At 47.1% G+C, this 17,487-nt stretch carries 13 protein-coding genes and 1 pseudogene; 5 read left to right on the top strand and 9 right to left on the bottom strand.

The window, feature by feature from the left end:
• Positions 1–23: 23 nt before the first annotated feature.
• A complete protein-coding gene (locus B9T62_RS10715; protein ID WP_087915250.1) occupies positions 24–1,514 on the bottom strand; it encodes a glycoside hydrolase family 68 protein in 1,491 nt (496 codons plus the stop codon).
• 1,181 nt (positions 1,515–2,695) lie between these two features.
• Between B9T62_RS10715 and B9T62_RS10710 the strand changes: the two are divergent.
• Positions 2,696–2,791, top strand: a pseudogene (locus B9T62_RS10710) (BBE domain-containing protein); the annotation flags it as partial.
• A gap of 128 nt (positions 2,792–2,919) precedes the next feature.
• Here the strand turns inward: B9T62_RS10710 and B9T62_RS10705 are convergent.
• Complete coding sequence (locus B9T62_RS10705; protein ID WP_087915249.1) at positions 2,920–3,381, bottom strand: OsmC family protein; 462 nt, start codon at positions 3,379–3,381, stop codon at positions 2,920–2,922.
• A gap of 61 nt (positions 3,382–3,442) precedes the next feature.
• Entirely contained in the window at positions 3,443–3,664 is a 222-nt protein-coding gene (locus tag B9T62_RS10700; RefSeq protein ID WP_087915248.1) for a hypothetical protein, read from the bottom strand.
• Positions 3,665–3,936: 272 nt separating this feature from the next.
• Between B9T62_RS10700 and B9T62_RS10695 the strand changes: the two genes are divergently transcribed.
• Together B9T62_RS10695 and B9T62_RS10690 are read left to right on the top strand one after the other, a co-directional pair.
• Entirely contained in the window at positions 3,937–4,425 is a 489-nt protein-coding gene (locus tag B9T62_RS10695; protein ID WP_087915247.1) for an RNA polymerase sigma factor, read from the top strand.
• Positions 4,425–5,120, top strand: coding sequence for a zf-HC2 domain-containing protein (locus tag B9T62_RS10690; RefSeq protein ID WP_087915246.1), 696 nt, complete (start codon positions 4,425–4,427; stop codon positions 5,118–5,120). Before B9T62_RS10695 ends, B9T62_RS10690 begins: the two co-directional genes overlap by 1 nt.
• A gap of 123 nt (positions 5,121–5,243) precedes the next feature.
• Here B9T62_RS10690 and B9T62_RS10685 read toward each other — a convergent pair whose 3' ends face one another.
• Both B9T62_RS10685 and B9T62_RS10680 read right to left on the bottom strand, forming a co-directional pair.
• Entirely contained in the window at positions 5,244–6,383 is a 1,140-nt protein-coding gene (locus tag B9T62_RS10685) for a serine hydrolase domain-containing protein (RefSeq protein WP_087915245.1), read from the bottom strand.
• Positions 6,384–6,480: 97 nt separating this feature from the next.
• Positions 6,481–7,692 (bottom strand): MFS transporter, encoded by a 1,212-nt coding sequence (locus B9T62_RS10680; protein ID WP_245864417.1) that lies wholly within the window; start codon positions 7,690–7,692, stop codon positions 6,481–6,483.
• Positions 7,693–8,211: 519 nt separating this feature from the next.
• Here B9T62_RS10680 and B9T62_RS10675 point away from each other — a divergent pair.
• Positions 8,212–9,471 (top strand): MFS transporter, encoded by a 1,260-nt coding sequence (locus tag B9T62_RS10675; protein WP_087915243.1) that lies wholly within the window; start codon positions 8,212–8,214, stop codon positions 9,469–9,471.
• A gap of 117 nt (positions 9,472–9,588) precedes the next feature.
• Here the strand turns inward: B9T62_RS10675 and B9T62_RS10670 are convergent, their stop codons facing one another.
• The 4 genes from B9T62_RS10670 to B9T62_RS10655 all read right to left on the bottom strand — a co-directional run bounded on the left by B9T62_RS10670 (position 9,589) and on the right by B9T62_RS10655 (position 16,654).
• Entirely contained in the window at positions 9,589–11,568 is a 1,980-nt protein-coding gene (locus tag B9T62_RS10670) for a sucrose-specific PTS transporter subunit IIBC (protein WP_087915242.1), read from the bottom strand.
• Positions 11,565–13,067 carry a glycoside hydrolase family 32 protein gene (locus tag B9T62_RS10665; protein ID WP_087915241.1) on the bottom strand — a complete coding sequence of 501 codons (1,503 nt, stop codon included), beginning with the start codon at positions 13,065–13,067 and terminating at the stop codon, positions 11,565–11,567. Before B9T62_RS10665 ends, B9T62_RS10670 begins: the two co-directional genes overlap by 4 nt.
• Before the next feature lie 137 nt (positions 13,068–13,204).
• Positions 13,205–14,188: a LacI family DNA-binding transcriptional regulator gene (locus B9T62_RS10660; RefSeq protein ID WP_087915240.1), complete on the bottom strand. Its 984-nt coding sequence runs from the start codon at positions 14,186–14,188 to the stop codon at positions 13,205–13,207.
• 72 nt (positions 14,189–14,260) lie between these two features.
• Positions 14,261–16,654, bottom strand: coding sequence for a polyprenyl synthetase family protein (locus B9T62_RS10655; RefSeq protein WP_087915239.1), 2,394 nt, complete (start codon positions 16,652–16,654; stop codon positions 14,261–14,263).
• Positions 16,655–16,972: 318 nt separating this feature from the next.
• Between B9T62_RS10655 and B9T62_RS10650 the strand changes: the two genes are divergently transcribed.
• Entirely contained in the window at positions 16,973–17,485 is a 513-nt protein-coding gene (locus tag B9T62_RS10650) for a MepB family protein (protein ID WP_087915238.1), read from the top strand.
• The last annotated feature ends 2 nt before the right edge of the window (positions 17,486–17,487 follow it).

Here is a 17,487-nt window from a genome sequence, read left to right as displayed (position 1 = left end):
CTTTTTTATATCGGACGTTTTTATTATTTTTTGTTATTCTTCTTCTCTTGAGTCTCAATCGTTACTTGCCCTTGTTCAAGGATACTGTCTTTTACAACAGAAGTTTTAGATCCTTTGATGTTCAGTAAGAAACTCGGTGCAAAAGTAGATTGATGATCTGCCAAGTAACCTCTATTTGTCATGTAACTTGTGATGACCACGTTATTTCCTTTAACTTGTGGGATCGCAAAGTGAGCGTAATTCCAGGTAATATCATAAGGATCAAGATCTTGATGCAGGACAAGTCCTGTACCGTTTAATGGTTTGTACGGTCCATTCAATGAATTCGATACATAACCAAGCATGTAGATATCTTCTTTATCAATTCCATCAATGTACATCTTAGATCCTCTTGAGCTTGTGAACAAATACCATTTGCCATTCAATTCAAATACGTTAGCCCGTTCAATTTCATCCGTTACGGTATTGGATGCAAGTAGCGGTTTCATTTCTCTTTTGAAAGTATAATCGTCGTTTAATTCAATGATACCCAGCGCACCATTTGCTTTTTCCGCATCACTTTTTTTAGGGCTTTGCAATAGCTTATTTTTCTCAGCTTGGAAGAAGACATTGCTTCCGCCATAGTAAGCTTTATTAAAGAACGATTCCTCACCTTGGTAACCCGTTTCCGTCCCCGTATTTGCTTCGAAAACAAGGTATTTACGGCCATTCTCCTCCACATAATGAGGATCTCTTAAGGTATGATTATCGTTATAGTCTCCCTTACTGAAACCGGTGGTATCAACGCTTTGATAAATCTTGCCGTCGTTGCCATCATAGATCGATTTGAAATCTTCTACGCCATCCACTTTAAGCGTATCAGACCCTGGTTGAGATACATTGATTTGAGCCGTTGTTAAGGTTTGTTTACCATAAAACCCGGCATCTGGAGACCAGCTGTGGCGATTTGTATAAAATAAGCGAACTTCTCCATCAGATGTCATGGTTGCGGAACCTGACCATTCCTCTGATTGATTGTTAAGAATTGAATCTTCCGGAACATTTTTATCACTATCCTTAAATACTCTGCCGGCATTTTTCCAGCTGTCAATAGATGTGTCTCCTATTTTTTGATAGAACAAGTAGATAAACGTGTCCGATCCTCTATCAGGGTCTCCTGCTAAACCAAAAACGATATGGTAGCCATTATAATTCGCAACGGTTCCATCCGCATTTTGCAGCGGCCAGGTATCCCATACATCCATTTCAATTGGGTTGCCCGATTCATCAACCTTTATTGCGGAAGGAATATTCTTTATCGTCGATGCATCGAATGAAGGCACTTTGAATTGTTCACTCTTCTGTTGTTCAGGTAATTTCATCATGTCAGAGCGAGTAATGTGGGAAAAGTCGTAGCTTTCTTTGTAATCCACCTTGTCTTTTCCTTGCGCAAAAGCTTGAGCTCCACCGCCTGCCAGTAAAGCCATTGTAAAGGTTGCTGCTGTTACTTGTTTGACAAACTTTTTGATAATCATACTCCATCTCCATTTCTAAATCTCTTTTTATTTTGTTCCCTCTTAAACAGACAAAGATCTAAAAATTCTAAAGCAAATATACATGATAGCTCACCGCTGACCCCCAAACTTCTTTCTAGGCTTTGTCTGTTTAACAGTGATAAATACCAACAATAATATTCGTTGGTATGGCTATTCTAAAACTTATGTCAAACGATTGATATAGACTAATATTCCTCTTTATGATGGCTAAAAAAAGGAGTGAAGTTGGCTTCATTTAATTATTTAACATAATATTCTATTTTTGCCCCTCTGTTAATGGATAGGGAAAAATTACCTATCTATGCCTTAGTCCAGTCTGCGACAAGGAATCGTTCAGCAAGAAAGTTTCTTGAAATCGTATTCTTAATAAAATGACCTTTAGACCTATATCTTTCAAAAAAGTAAAATAAACCTGAGTCTAAATACCCATAAAAAAAGTCACAAAATACTTTCATTTCCCTATCTTTGCCGCAATTATATCTCCTCATTATTCACTTACATAAAATTAATCTAATATTTTATTTAATTTTTACCACTGAATAGCTTTCCGTTCCATAATCGCTTCAGAGCCGATTGATGCCAAGACGGGCCATATTCCGGAGGGGTGAATAAGTTGCGCACTTCTTAGACTAATGCCCTTCATACGATATGGGGTCCTGATTGTTGGATTATAGTGAAATGATTTGCTCAAAAGGAGTTGGGATTTTTATTAGCTGCAGATCCGGTTACTACTTAGGACCCTGCGACACTCCATACACTTGAACTATAGGCAACCCATTTTCTAGCGGACCGTATAGCTCCTATTTCCTCATTTTTGCGATCTTTTGAAGTCTTACGGACCGTATAGCCCCTAAGTCGTCAAAACAGGCTCTAAACCGAGGGTTTTCTGTGATATAGAGGCTCCTGGGTCCGTTCATCCTGCAAACCTGCCTATTTACAGCAAATAGGGGCTCCTGAGTCCGCAACCGTCTGAAATCGAAGCGAGGGTTACGGGCGACGCCCTTCCTAGATTATTCTTTAGCCTCCTTGGTGCGGGGTGTTGGATCAGTGGCGGGCGAGTAACACATAGGGAATGGGGGACCTAAGCAGTAACCAGATCCGATACTTACCCAAAAGTACAGTAACCAGTACTCTAGCGGTTTCGCAAGGAATCCGTTCCTAGATTACGAAGAGTAAAAGCTAAAAATGACCCTGGAAATGTGTTTAACAATCCCCAAAGTATTCCTCCTACGATGAACTTGAGAGTGAAGTGCTGAAACGACATATTCCGGTCCAGTCTAAAGATACGCCCAAGTGACTGCCACGGATTTTGCGAGTGTTCGACACGTTAATTTACAGATTAGAGCCCCAATCGTGTTGTTGACTCAAAGCCATCGATCGATAATCATTGCGCAGACAGCGCTGGCTCAATAACGATGCTTTCAAGTTTTAGATTAACCGGTTTGGCAATTGTATCTCCAACGGGGCATTTGCTTTCTAGAAATTGTACAAACTCCTCCACCTTTTCTTTTGGCGAATCGGTTTGGATATGAAATGTGTACCGGATGTCAGAGTAGCCCGGACGAACATCGGATTTATCAAAAAATCCATCAAGATCAATATCCCCTTCGACCTCTACGCGAAAATCATTGAGCTTCACGCCAAATTTAGGCGCATAGATCCGGGCAACGATAGATTGGCAGGCCCCTAACGAAGCAAGGAGCGCTTCAACAGGATTCATCCCCGTATCCGTTCCGCCCAGACTCTTGGGCTCGTCGATGATCAACTCGAACTGTCTGGAAGTTGCTTTTACTTGCACACCATTTTGCAAATGTGCAGTTGCTTTGAAGGTCTGGACAGCAGCCATATTGTTCTCTCCCTTAAGTGGTTAATGGATTTTCTGAATTACTCATTTTTTAATTCTTTGCTTATTGGTCTCTGCTTAATTGCAGCAGTTCTTCAACAACCAGTTCAGGCTGGTAGCTGTGGATGTAATGGGAGCTGTCCTTTACGATGATTTGCTTGCCGGCCACGGACCATGAGGGAAGCGCAGCTTGACTGTTCATCCATGATTGATCATCACCCAGCTTGCCGAAATAATCGGCAGTCAGCAGGCAGAGTGCAGTTTTTACGCCTCTTCTCTTTAACATACACTCACTCCAATTCCTTATTCTTAGCATTCGATAGTCCAAAGAATTCCGCAGGCTCCATCACCCTCATATCGAAGGTGCAAAATTCAAAATCAAGCAGCACGGCATGCTCTAATTCGATTTTATTCCAGCCGCCGCTCCGCTTGCTCAGCGGTCCTTCCCACTTCGGTCATACCTGGCTTACAATAGTCTCCGTAGGCTTATCCCCTCTCTCATTGGTTTTGTAACGAATCTCCCCTAAGCGGGTCTTATATATGTAAGGTGGTGAACATGTGGCCGATGTAGAACAAATCTACGAGCAATATTTTCAGGATGTATACTTATTTGCGTTGTCCTTAAGCAGGAATAAGCAGATTGCCGAGGAGATTACGCAAGAAACGTTTGTAAAAGCAGTGAAAAATATTAACCAGTTCAAAGGCAATTGTAAAATCAGTGTCTGGCTGTGTCAAATCGCCAAAAATACCTACTTTACTTATATGGACAAACAAAAACGCTACGAACCGGGCGATCCGCAGGAAAAGATACAGGGGAACAGCCTCACGATTGAACAAAAGCTGATCGACAAAACAGAAGCCCTGCGAATTCATAAGCTGTTGCACAGTCTGAAAGAGCCTTATAAGGAAGTCTTTACGCTGAGAGTGTTCGGAGAATTATCCTTTGACCATATCAGTGAGGTCTTTGGCAGAACGGAAAGCTGGGCCAGGGTTACATTTCACCGCGCGAGAAACATCATACAAGACTTATTAATGGAGGAAGACTGATGAACAAACTGTCCTGCGAAATTGTTGAGGATTTGCTGCCGCTATATTATGATGAAGTGTGCAGCGAAACCACCAAGGAATCCATTGAGGTTCATTTATCCACCTGCGAGCACTGTACCGCCGCCCTGAATAAGCTACGGCAGAGCAGCAGCCTGCCTTTTGAGGTCATGAAGAAGAACAAACAGGAAAGCACCGGTCTGGCAAGCTTCAAAGGATATTGGCACCGCTCCAAAGTAGCGGCATTTGTCAAAGGTCTGCTCCTTGCTACAGCCGTGTGCGCTGTAATCATTCTCGGGTATGCCGGCTTATTCCGCTGGAATATTATCAAAGTCCCCTCCAGTGCGATCGAGATCACCGATATAAGCCAGCTCAAAAACGGAAAAATCGCTTATCATGTAAGAATGACCGATGGATACCGGGTGAATCAAATCAATGGTAAATCGGAAGGTGACGGCATCTTCTATTTAACCCCTGTGCGGCCTGTCATCAAATCCAGAAAATTTGCGGAGTTTGGGCTTGGCAACAGGTATGACGTTATAAACCTCGAACAATTAAATGCGAACCGGACGGACCCTTCAATACAAATAAAGGCCATTTATTATGGCCCTAAGAATGACAATCCGATTCTGATCTGGAAGCAAGGCATGGAGCTGCCGCCAGCAACCGATGCCATCGAAGCTCAATTCCTGGAATAGGAGCAACACCAGCTTCCTGATTTGTTGTACCTTGGGTAACTCTGCAATTAAATTGATTCTGAATGACTATGCCAGCCGACAACAAAAAAACGGCATCTCTGCCGCTTTATGATATATATAAGGTTATTCCTTCAACCCTTCATACACAGCTTCACACAGGTCAACTGTAAACGGGCCCGACATTCCTTCCAGTGCAGTATTGGTAAAGGCTACAACGCTTAATTTTTGCTGTGGATCAACGAACCACGAATGTCCATAAGTCCCGCCCATCCGCCAGGTCCCCGGGGACTCGCTGGTTCCGGCGGCTGCCGGATCTTTAAGCACGGTGAAGCCGAGGCCAAACCCCCGTCCCGGCCAATAAGCCATCGGAAGACTGCCAATCTGATTGGCAGCCATTTCCTGTACCATACTCTCCGGCAAAAGTGGTGTTCCACCCTTCCGCAAGGTTTCGAGCAGCCGCAGAAAGTCTCCCGCACTGCCTACCATGCCTGCACCTCCAGAGGTATACTCCTTACCGTCAAGGGCCCGGACGGGAGCCAGCCTGAAGCCTGCGGTACCTTCCAAAAAAGGAATATGATCGATATCCAGTAGCCGGCGGGGCTCAGGCTCATCATTTGCATAGGCAACCGCAAGACGCGAGGCGTCCACCGCCGTAAACCCGGTATCGTACATGCCGAGCGGTTCAGTGACCAATGTACGCACCGCTTCGTTCAGCGGAACAGCGGCAGCCTTCTCAATGACTGCACCAAGCACATCCGTAGCAATGGAATATTTCCACTCTGTTCCTGGTGTGTATAGTAGCGGTACAGAGGCCAGCCGGCGCAGATTCTCTTCCAAGCTAATGCCACTCACATCCATTCCGTCTGAAACTCCGGCCAGCTCATAGGAGTCATGCTCCTTCTGAAAAAAGCGATAGGTCAGTCCTGCCGTATGCGTCAACAATTGGCGGACAGTTATTTCCGCTGGAGCACCATTGGACAGACGGGGCTTGAACTCAGGCAGCCATCTGTCCACCCGGTCATCCAGCCCAAGGCGGCCTTGGGCTACCAACACCAGTGCGGCTGTAGACACGATTGGTTTGGACACGGAGGCAAGCCGGAATAGAGCATTCTCCTGCATAATCTCTTGCTGTTCGCGGTCGGCATAACCGGCGGCACGGCTGTACACCAGCTCTCCATCAATGGATACTTGGACCACCGTTCCAACGATCCTTTTCTCAGAAAGTGTACGTTCTATGACTTGATCTATATAGGTTTTTAGCATAATTAACACCCTCTCCAGCTATATTAGTATTGATGTAACAAATATGAAACTATACGATACTGAAAGTTATGAGAAGTGGAATAAGCTGCCGGGCAGCTCATTGCTTACGGGAAACAAATCCATGCTCCCGGGACCGCCACACTACGAACAGCGCAAGGATTAGCAGCAGGAACGCCGTCCAGGGAAATGAACGAACACCCAGCGTTTCGAGTAAAATAGCGCCTAGGAAGCCGCCTCCACCGATCGCTAGATTCCATGCTGTCACCAGCATCGATTGGGCCACATCCGCACTTTCACCGGCGGCTTGGGCCACTGCTGTCTGCAGCAAGGTGGCGGCTCCCCCGAACGTCAACCCCCATACCATAACCGCCAGATAGATGATCACCGGTTGACTTCCGGCTATTCCCAGGAAGACGGAGGCCAAGGCGAACCCAAAGAGGCTGATTAACACCAGGGGACGCTGCATGCGGTCAATCCATACCCCGATGATCCAAATTCCCACAACCGATGAGAGCCCAAAAATAAGCAGTACCAGATCGATCCGTTGGGCAAGCCCGGCTGTGACAAGGAACGGGGCAAGATAAGTATAGAGAATGTTATGGGCCAGCACCCAAGCCAGGACGACCAATAATACAGGCCGTACCCCCGGGACGCCCATCACTTGCTTGAGGGAGAGGCGCTTGCCCGCTGGCTGACCGGGATAGTCCGGCATTTTCCAGAGGACAAAGAGCAACAGCAGCACTGCAAGCAGCGACATGATCCCAAAAACAGCACGCCAGCCCACGAGAACACCCAGAAATGTTCCGGCAGGGACGCCGAATGCAAGCGCAAGCGGAGTGCCAACCATCGCGATCGCCATCGCCTGCCCTTTGCGTTCATCTGGCACCATGCGCCGGGCATACCCCGCAGTCATTCCCCACAGCACACCGGCAGAAACGCCTGCCAAGAATCGGACAATCAGCGTTAGCGTGTAGCTGGAAGACAGCGCAGTCGCGCTGTTGAACACAAGAAATCCACTTATGCACAACACCAGCAGCGGTCGTCTCCGCCACCCTCTGGTCGCTGTGGTCAAAGGAATCGCAGCTAGCAAGGAGCCCAGTGCATAGAGCGTGACGAGCTGCCCGGCAAAAGCCTCCGAGATTCCAAGCTCTCTGCTGATCTGGGGTAGTAAGCCCGCGGGAATCGTCTCGGTAAGAATACAGATAAAACCCGCTATTGCTAGGGCTAAGAGACCTGCCCATGGAAGTCGGTTAGTAGCTGGAATGTGGTCAGCCACACGAGGCGTGGCAGAAATCAGATGCTTATCCAAAGTAGAGCAGCTCCCTTTCATTTTCTTATATCCCCTAAAATGATCTCCCTAACGGGCGCCCGCTTGGTGAATATAAGTGTACAAAATGGAGCTCTCTTTTTACATAGAACGATTAAGGTAAATCCCATCGTTTTCACACTGTATTACTTTTAAAAACCACCATTCACCTTTAATTTAAAAGTCTAGTCAGTTCTACGCTATCTCGGCTACGAATCGAGTGGATAGATTCGTTATTAAAAACAATAAGGAGCCCTAAACTGCACCCGCAAAACTCCAGCTTCGGTTAAAGGATCGGAGCTAGCTTCAGGATGAATTGAACCAGTTCCAGGTCGAGTAGCACTCAAGTCATCCTTATGTTACGAAGTATAAGCAAAGCAGAACAAGCCCGTATAGTAAGACGCGGGCTTGTTGCTTTGTACTCCCTAATATTAACTATCCGGGGCATTGACATTATCATATAATTATCTTTTAATAGTTTGAGCCTTTACCTACTCTTATGACAACCTGGAGGATTACGTTATGGCAAGATCTTTATTTCCCCGGCTGCAGGGAAACAGCCGGGGCTGCCTGGCCTTTGAGCCCTTTTTCCTGATTCCTTTCAGCATGTTCTCCACCTATGCCACTCTTTATATGTACGAGCTGGGGATGACGGAGTTGAACATCGGCTGGATTACCACCATTGGACTGATTGTGCAGGTATTCTCTTCTTTGCTCAGCGGATATTTAACGGATCGTCTGGGACGCAAACGGGCCATTTTATATTTTGATCTGCTTAGCTGGAGCCTGGCAACTTTACTGTGGGCTTTTTCGCAGAATCTGTGGTTTTTTGCAGCGGCTGCGGTTATCAATGGCTTCCAGCGTGTGCCGCATGTCGCCTTCTACTGCCTGATTGTAGAGGACACACGACCTTCCGACCGGACCTATGTGTTCACGCTGCTGCAGATCATCAGTGTCATCGGCGGATTGTTTGCACCGCTGGGCGGCTTGCTTGTGAACCAATACGGAATGGTCCAAGGGATGAGGATCATGTATGTGCTTGCGTTCTTTTTCATGACCTTTCAATTCGTCGGCCGCCATATAACCACCCGAGAAACCGAAGCCGGGATCAAAAAACGTCAGGAAACGCGTGAAATGGGACTCAAGCAGAGTATGGTCGAATATGGCGGCGCTTTCCGTGAGCTGTGGGTTGACAGCAATCTGTTGCTGATCTTTGGCGTGTACATCCTGTTTAACTTTCAGGCGACGCTCAAGACCACTTATCTGTCGCTGTATCTGGCAGATTATTTGCGGATGGATAGCGGTATGATTTCCCTGTTCCCGGCAGTTTCCTCCGTGATCATGCTGTTGACACTTTGGCTTTTGATGCCCAAAATCCCGGACCAAAGTGCCAATCGCTCCATGATGGCAGGGTTCGGACTCTCTGCTCTATCGAATGTAATGCTGGTGGTCTACCCTTCGTCCAGCCTTTGGTGGATTGGGTTCAGCACGGTACTGGCAGCAGTAGGACTCATGATCAGCTCGCCTTATTTGGAAGCTGCCGTGCAGAATGCCATCGACGATGATAAATGGGCCAAAGTCTTCTCCATGCTCTCCGTTCTGATCCTGCTCTTTACTGCACCTGCGGGCATCATCGGCGGCTGGGCATACAAGCTGGACCCGCGCATCCCCTTGTGGCTGGTTACAGCAGCATTTGCTGTCTCCTATCTGCTGCTGCATCTTTACCGTAGACGAACTAACCGGAATGCCAATCATCCGCAGCAGCCCCAAACTGGTGGTTAAAAAGAAACGAGTACGCACGAAGTTTACGGCACAAGAAGCCGGGAGAATTTCCTCTGGGCGCACCAAAAAAGCGGAACGGCCTCTTTCAAGACCATTCCGCTACAGGATAAAGTTTTTTTAGTCGCGATATCTGACTTTCAAAATGGGGTCGGAACCCGCTGTCACATTTCCATGGGCAAGCACGTTAACGTCCATTACCTGCTCAATCCCCGTTGGAACGATAACGGGTGTAATGATGGGAAGCCCGGCATCTTGTATGATTTGCATATCGAATTCTATCAGCAACTGCCCGGCCTTCACCTGTTGACCGTTCTCAACGTTCAGCTTAAAGCCCTGACCCTTCAAAGATACAGTCTCAATCCCTACATGAATCAGCATTTGCACACCGCTGTTATGCTCCAAAATAATGGCGTGTTTACTCTTTTTCATTACATGAGCCACCGTCGCATCGAACGGAGCGTATACCTTGCCTTCCGTAGGCATAATGGCAATACCCTCTCCCATCTGTTTGCCGGCAAAAGCCGGGTCCGGTACCTGCTCAAGTTCAATCAGATTTCCGCTGATCGGGGACAGCACAGTAAGAACTCCTGACTCATCCTTGACATCGGCTAGGCCAGCAGCGAATTCTGAAGTCACCTTGTCTACCAGGTCCACACGCCCTTCCACTGCCCCCGTCAAAGCATGAGCTGCCGTAGCGGTTCTGTTCTGCTCCTCAGAAACAGCCTCACGATAGCCGAACAGCCAGGTCAGCACGAACGCAGTTGCCATGGCAGCCAGATTGCACAAAATATAAAGTGGGAGCTGACCGTTCAGGTACAAGAGGCTGCCTGGAATTACAGTAACGGCCATGCCCGTACCGGCCAATTGAAACAGCGAAGCCATGAAGCCGCCTACGGCTCCGCCTATCAGGCCCATTACGAAGGGCTTAAATAAACGCAGATTGACTCCGAAGATCGCTGGTTCGGTAATGCCCAGAAAGGCCGAAAAGGATGAGGGCAGCGCAAGGGCTTTGAGCTTGGCATCCTTGGTCTTTAACCCTACAGCGAGGCAGGCTGCACCCTGAGCAGCCATCGCACTGGTAATAATGGCGTTGAACGGATTTGCGCCAGTGCGCTCCAGAAGCTGGATTTCAAGAAAGTTAAAGATATGATGCACACCGGTGACCACAACAATCTGATGAAAGAAACCGATAAACAATCCGGCAGCACCCCAAGGAAGGTCAAGGATATAGGTTGTTCCATTCAGCACTGCTTGTTCCAGACTATGAAATACCGGGCCAATGGCGAACAGACCCAAAGTAATCATGAACAGCAAGGTCAGGAAGGGGGTCAAAATCAAATCCAGCGCTTCGGGAATCCGCTTGCGCAATTGCTTCTCCAGCTTGGCGCCCAGCAGGCCCATAATAAAGGCCGGTAAAACAGAACCTTGATAGCCCACGACCGGAATGAATCCGAACATGGTTAGCGCCTCGGCAGAACCGTTGGCAACTTTATAGGCGTCGGGCAAGGCGGGACTGACCAGCATCAGGCCAAGCACAATGCCAAGCACCGGGCTGCCTCCGAATACACGGAACGCCGACCAGGCCACAAGAGCGGGCAGGAAGGCAAATGCTGTATCGGTCAGCACTTGCGTGAAGAGCAGGAAATTCGGAGAAATCTGCTCCGGTGTTGTTCCGAACCAGGACAGAATCTCCGGCTGGGTCAGCAGGCCTCTCAAGCCCATGAACAAGCCGGTGGCGACAAGGACAGGAATAATTGGAACAAACACATCTCCAAATGTACGAATGGATCTTTGGAACATATTCCCCTGCTTTTTCCCAGCTTGCTTGATCTCGTCTTTGGACACGCTGAGAACACCGATTTTCTCTACTTCCTCAAATATCCGGTTGACTGTCCCCGTACCGAAGATAATCTGATATTGGCCAGAGTTGAAAAAGGCACCCTTCACCTTGTCAATCTCCTCTATGCCTTTTTGATCAATTAGATCTTTGTCATGGACCATGATGCGCAGGCGGGTGGCACAATGCGCGAAAGAAGCGATGTTCCCCTTTCCCCCGATTGCTTCAATTACCTGCTGTGCAATTTGATTATTGTTCATCTTGGATATCCTCCCCAATTATGAATGTCCCATTTGCTTGCATCAAAAGCAGCGCTGCCGCCTTCAGCGAAAAAATGGATGCCTGTACTCGCCGGATCCGGAAAAATTCGCGCCGTAAATACCTCCTGCCCGTCGTTCACAAAAACCTCTACTGAAGAAACATCCACAAATAATCGCAAGGTCAGAATCCCATTTTGCAAAGGTACGAGGCAGCTCCGCTTGGTTCCGAATTCCTGGGCAACGCTCTGTCCTGACAACGACCGATCCAGTGTTGCCTTACCGCTTGCCCTGTCATAGGCAATGACCGTCTTCTCCCCGTCGCCGACCCGGAATTCAATGCCGAAGGAACTTGCTCCTTCCTCGCGGATGTGGACCAGAAGCTCATAAGAAGTTCCTGTGAATCCGTCTACAGAAACGGTGTTATGGCTCACAACCAGCTGCTTCCTGGACTCGAATCCCCGCAGGTTGACCAGTTCTCGGGCCGGACGTTGAATCAATCTGCCTTCAGCCAGATGCAGCTCCCGGGGAAGACAGAGACAGTGGGCCCAGCCTTGGCTATCCGTTGGATAGTCGATATCGGGAAGTCCCATCCAGGCCGTCAGGATTCTTCTTCCGTCTGGACTCAACGTCGTCTGCGGTGCGTAGAAATCAAAACCCCGGTCCAGTTCATGAAATTCGCCATGGTGAAATCCCTTACTGTCGTCAAACCCGATGGGCAGCCCTATCAGATAACCGGATTGATATATATTCTGGAAACGGTCATCCTCCGGCTCCAGCCCCTGCGGCGAGATCAACAGTAAGGCTGATCCGTCCATTTCAAAATAATCGGGGCACTCCCACATGTAGCCAAAATCCTTCAGCCGGGTTCCCATCTCCCCCTCAAAATGCCACTCAAGCAAATCAGGAGAACGATACAATAAGGCACATCCTGTCTTGTCGGAACGCTGCGCACCAATCACACAGTAGTAACTGTCCCCAGTCTTCCACACTTTGGGGTCCCTGAAATGATCGGTATATCCCGGGGGGACCTCGGAGATTACCGGTGTGCTGTGTTTGCTGATCGTTCCGTCCGGTTCCATATAAGCCAGACATTGATAGGGCTGGCGAATCCATTCTGCACTCCGTGTGTTTCCAGTAAACATGAGATATAGCCGGCCGTCTTTCTCAATAGCACTCCCGGAAAATACACCATGTGAATCATAAGGACTGTCCGGTGCGATGGCGATCCCCCTATTCTCCCATCGGACGAGGTCGGAAGATACGGTGTGGTACCAATATTTCATGCCATGCTGCGTCCCTAAAGGAAACCATTGATAAAACAAATGATATCTTCCTTCAAAATACGAAAAACCATTTGGATCATTTAACAAGCCAGCCACAGGTTGAATATGATATCTTTGTCTCCATGGACTTTGCTCAACCAATTGCTTTAGCGCTTCCCATTCTCCCGGGTCGGCCTCCTCAAGACGTCGGTACAGCCGTTCTCTGCTCATTTTCATACTTTAGATCTCCATTTAAATATAGTGTGACTTCATTGACCCATTCACCGGAACCGGTTCCAATCGCTTTAAAAATAAACTCCCTTCAGTTGAATATCCGAAGAGAGGAACCGGTTCCACAGTTATTATATGATTGATCACTGCAAATTGTCAACGCTTTCTCTCTCTATTAACCGACAGCCTGAAGTCGTGATCATGTCCACCGTTTCACCATTCACCAGCGATATGATACTCTCAGCCGCCAGGCTGCCAGCCTGCCTGTAATGAAACTGCACAGTCGTAAGAGCGGGATGGGTAATCTCCGTAATATCATAACCACCAAATCCGGTTACCGACAGACCGGAAGGAATCGAAATCCGGCGGACCAAGGCCGCTTTCATCACACCAAGCGCGATATTATCAGTGGCGCACATGATGAGGGTTGGCTTCCATTCTTCCAGTAGCGCTTCGGCGGCCATGACGGCTTCATTCATCCCGAATCCGGATTCATAATACCTAACCTGACAGTCCGGGTATTCTTTCAGTGCCTCATTGAAGCCTTCCTTCCGCCGCACGCCAACTGCGATGTCACGCTCCGTTACGCCCAGATAGGCAATCCGGCGATGACCCTTCTCAAGGACATGTCTCCCCATCAAATGGCCTGCGCGAAAATCATCGTGAATCAGGCTGTGAATGGCAGTATGCCGCTGGCCGACAAGAAGCACCGGAATTCCACAATCCTTGACCGCTTTCAAGTGCCTGTCCGTCACCTGTGCCGCCAGAAGCAGCAGTCCGGATATTTTTTGCCGCGCCAGTTCGTAAATCGCCTCAATTTCCCGGTCCAGATTCTGGGAGGCATTGGAAATCAGTAATTGGTGTTGCCTTATTCTCAGCTCATCGTCGATCCCCATCAGAGTCTGGGAGGTGGCAAAGGAATCCAGTCGGGGAACAATAGCCCCGATAATGCTCGTCTTCTTGGCTTTTAGGCTTTGGGCGAAGGTATTTGGAACATAATGATACTTCTTTATGACAAGTTCGATCTTTTCCTTGGTCTCATCACTGACCGGCCCGCCGTTCAGATAGCGGGAAACTGTACTTTTAGCCACTCCCGCCGCTTTGGCAATGTCGATTATGGTTTTCATCTTTTAGCTCCTTGCTCACGCTTTGGCTGCATCTTCGACAACCTTTGTTCAACCATTATAACTCACAGTCTTTTAACGATCCCTGTTTACTACATAATTCATTAAGTGCTTCAGAAAAGCGATATTGCGGGGTACCTCTTTCAGTGCTTCCATGGCAAGGCAGTAGTGCTCCCACATCTCTTTGCTGGCACCTTCTTGACCCAGGATAGATACGAAATTCGAATGGTTGTTATCCGAGTCCTTGCCAACAGGTTTGCCGAGTACGTGCATATCCCCTTCCACATCAAGCAAATCATCCTTAATCTGAAAGGCAATCCCCATATGATAGGCGAACTTCTTGAGCGCACTAATCTCCGACTCACTGACCTGTGCGAGCATGGCCGGCATTACGAGACAAGCTTCGAACGCCACTCCTGTTTTGTAAAAGCAAACCATATTCAGCTGTTCCAATGTTAATGTCTTTCCTTTGGAGTCCAAATCCATGGCCTGTCCCATACACATATCTTCTGCCTTCTGGGCCGAATAACGGATCAAAGCAAGAACTGTCTCAGCCTTGAACTGGTCAAGAGAGGCTTGTTCCCCAATTGCCTTCTGGATTAGATACAGACCGGTTAATTCCGCGGTAGCGCTATTGTGAACCTGATGCAAGGTCTGGCGCCCTCTACGCGTCGACGCATTATCCTGAGAAGGCAGGTCATCAAAAATCAGGGATGCGGTATGCATATACTCCAGTGATCTCAGTAGCGGTGCAATTGCCGATGCATCTAATCCATATTCGTTCACACCCATGACCCAAGTCAAAATAGGGCGTATCCGCTTCCCGTCCCCTTCCAGGCTGTAATTTGCAGCATCTATAAGCTGTTCTTTCATTGCCGGAATCCCATGAGACTTGGTAAAGGTCAATTGGTTATTAATCTGACTACGGACATTTTTAACCGTATTGAAAAAGTCTTCCTTTTCCTCTGAATCGCTCTTCAAATAGGTGATCATCCGGTCCCGAAGCAGCTTATCGAAGAAATCCACGTCATCCGCTGTTCGCACCATCTTCTGAATAAGACGATAAAATTTCGAATTTCCGGGTGCAAATATCTCCATTATTTCATCATACTTAATCATACCTACACGTTCTTTATATCGTTTAAGTCCATTTATTGCACGAGCCAATATCACCTCACGAGCCATGGTATCGGAGTGATACACAGTATGGATCAAATTGGAAATGACTACCCAGTATAACTCAAAGGGGTTGATCAGATCTGATCTTTGATGATGATATTTTAAATAGTAGGTATAAGGGGTTACCGCACCGTCCTTCATATCGTCAAACATATCCGCAAAATCATCGGCAAGCTGGTTATATATGCCATAAAAGAAGGTTCGTTGCTCAAATCCCTCATCCTCAGGAGCACTACTCACAGAACGGGCAATTAACCGGGACGAAGCAGACTTTAGAATGACGGGGATATACAGCTCTTCATTGGTGTAATCCCCTCGGGATAGAACCTTGACCCGGTCGATATCTTGAGCATGAAAAAAGACATAGGACTGTTCAAAAAATATTTGCTGTGTATCTGGTCTCTGATGTTGCTTGATATACTCAAAGGCATCCGTGAGCTCCGAATGTATGTATTGAATCAATTCCAACTGATCTCCGGACCATTCGCCAAGCTCAGGTACAGACCCAGTGAGAAGTGCGGTACGGATCATATCGGAGTATTGTTCCTTCTCTTGAACGGTCAGAACCTGAGAATCAAGCAGATCATCAATGAAAGGATAGGTTAGGCCATAAGAGTAACCAAGTCTGATCGCTTCATCCAGTCTGCGGGAACGTTCCACAGGTAATACTGCGTCATCCATTTCTTCCATCACATGCAGAATAACTCCAACAATGATCTTGATCAGCTTACGCTGGGCATGCTCCGCATTCATTCCCTCGGGAATATGAGCAGACACAGACCTTAGTTTGTTGAATACCCAGATTGTGGCAGCTTCTATACCTTCCTTTTGGGCCCACCGATACACCCCTGCCCAATTCATAAACTCCGGTTCGCCTCCACTGTTTGCGCTGGTGGACTGGAGTAAGTACTTCTTTAAGTCAGCAATGGCACGCTTCATCCGGGTCTGTGTGACAGGAGAATCCAAGGCCTTGCCTAAATCCCTCATATAAATATAGGAGACACTTCGACTCAGGTAATCATCCAATTTCCCCGTATAACTCAGCCATTGGATGTATGTAGAATAATCCCGAGTATCCGGTTTCTTCTTCCCCTGCGAAACGAAGGATAGCCATGGCAAATGATGAATATGATTATTTCTCCATATCCTAATATCTTCTGTCAACGCAGTCACATAAGACTTGTCCATGACCTGATCATAAAGTGATCTAAAATACTGTGCCGCCTTCTGCTCAGCCAGTCGATATTCCGTATTAGTATGATTTCTGACTTTTTCATTCATATGATGCACTACCTTAACTTCGTATTTTGTTTTTTATCTTTATACGACAATTAAGCTGTAAGGTTACGAAATCATCTGCTGAGGTTACGAATCAAGAAATAGTATAGTATATTTGTAGATCCTAGCTCATCTGGAGATGAGCCTGGAGACGGAATACGGCCAGACACGAGCAGCGGACGAGACGCTTCTTGACCATGTGAAACTTTTCATATGAGTCGCACCACATTCTACCGCCATTCAAGGCTGGCGTTTATCCATCTGGGATACGTGCTCACACCGCGCTGAGGGAAGATTCGAAGTGAATATGCAATAACTAAGGAGACAACTATGAATACATTTTATAAGACCCTAACCTATGTAAAAGAAGTATTGTATGAACCTACTCACTTAACAATTGAATCGATCCGCGAGGAACCTCAGAACTCCGAATATGGAGCTGGTCTATTCCAGCTAAATTCCAAGTCCGTTCGGTTTAGAGTTGCCAAAATAACACCGACCAAAACAGGACAGTTCGTCGTTTTCTGGGAAAAAGATGCAGATCATAAAAACCAGGCCTTTTCTTATGAAAACGCCCCTGACTTATTGGTTATTAATGTTTTTAACCCCACTACCAATGATCTTGGACAATTTGTTTTTCCAAAAGATGTTCTTGTGAAACATAAGATCCTTACAACAGCTGCTGCCAAAGGAAAAATGGCTATTCGAGTCTATCCTAGTTGGGATACTCCTACCAGTAAACAAGCATTAGCTACGCAGAAGTGGCAATTGCCCTATTTTATTATTGTGGATAATAAAAATGAGATACAAATACAAGAATTAAACCGATTATACTTCAATTGAAT

It is taken from the genome of Paenibacillus donghaensis (genome assembly GCF_002192415.1).
Classification (GTDB): Bacteria; Bacillota; Bacilli; order Paenibacillales; family Paenibacillaceae; genus Paenibacillus_AQ; species Paenibacillus_AQ donghaensis.
This window is presented reverse-complemented; position numbering and strand designations above follow the sequence as displayed.

Coding starts and splice junctions, on each gene's coding strand:
- B9T62_RS10715 (WP_087915250.1), bottom strand. CDS start 1,514: ATGATTATCAAAAAGTTTGTCAAACAAGTAACAGCAGCAACCTTTACA.
- B9T62_RS10705 (WP_087915249.1), bottom strand. CDS start 3,381: ATGGCTGCTGTCCAGACCTTCAAAGCAACTGCACATTTGCAAAATGGT.
- B9T62_RS10700 (WP_087915248.1), bottom strand. CDS start 3,664: ATGTTAAAGAGAAGAGGCGTAAAAACTGCACTCTGCCTGCTGACTGCC.
- B9T62_RS10690 (WP_087915246.1), top strand. CDS start 4,425: ATGAACAAACTGTCCTGCGAAATTGTTGAGGATTTGCTGCCGCTATAT.
- B9T62_RS10685 (WP_087915245.1), bottom strand. CDS start 6,383: ATGCTAAAAACCTATATAGATCAAGTCATAGAACGTACACTTTCTGAG.
- B9T62_RS10675 (WP_087915243.1), top strand. CDS start 8,212: ATGGCAAGATCTTTATTTCCCCGGCTGCAGGGAAACAGCCGGGGCTGC.
- B9T62_RS10670 (WP_087915242.1), bottom strand. CDS start 11,568: ATGAACAATAATCAAATTGCACAGCAGGTAATTGAAGCAATCGGGGGA.
- B9T62_RS10665 (WP_087915241.1), bottom strand. CDS start 13,067: ATGAAAATGAGCAGAGAACGGCTGTACCGACGTCTTGAGGAGGCCGAC.
- B9T62_RS10660 (WP_087915240.1), bottom strand. CDS start 14,188: ATGAAAACCATAATCGACATTGCCAAAGCGGCGGGAGTGGCTAAAAGT.
- B9T62_RS10650 (WP_087915238.1), top strand. CDS start 16,973: ATGAATACATTTTATAAGACCCTAACCTATGTAAAAGAAGTATTGTAT.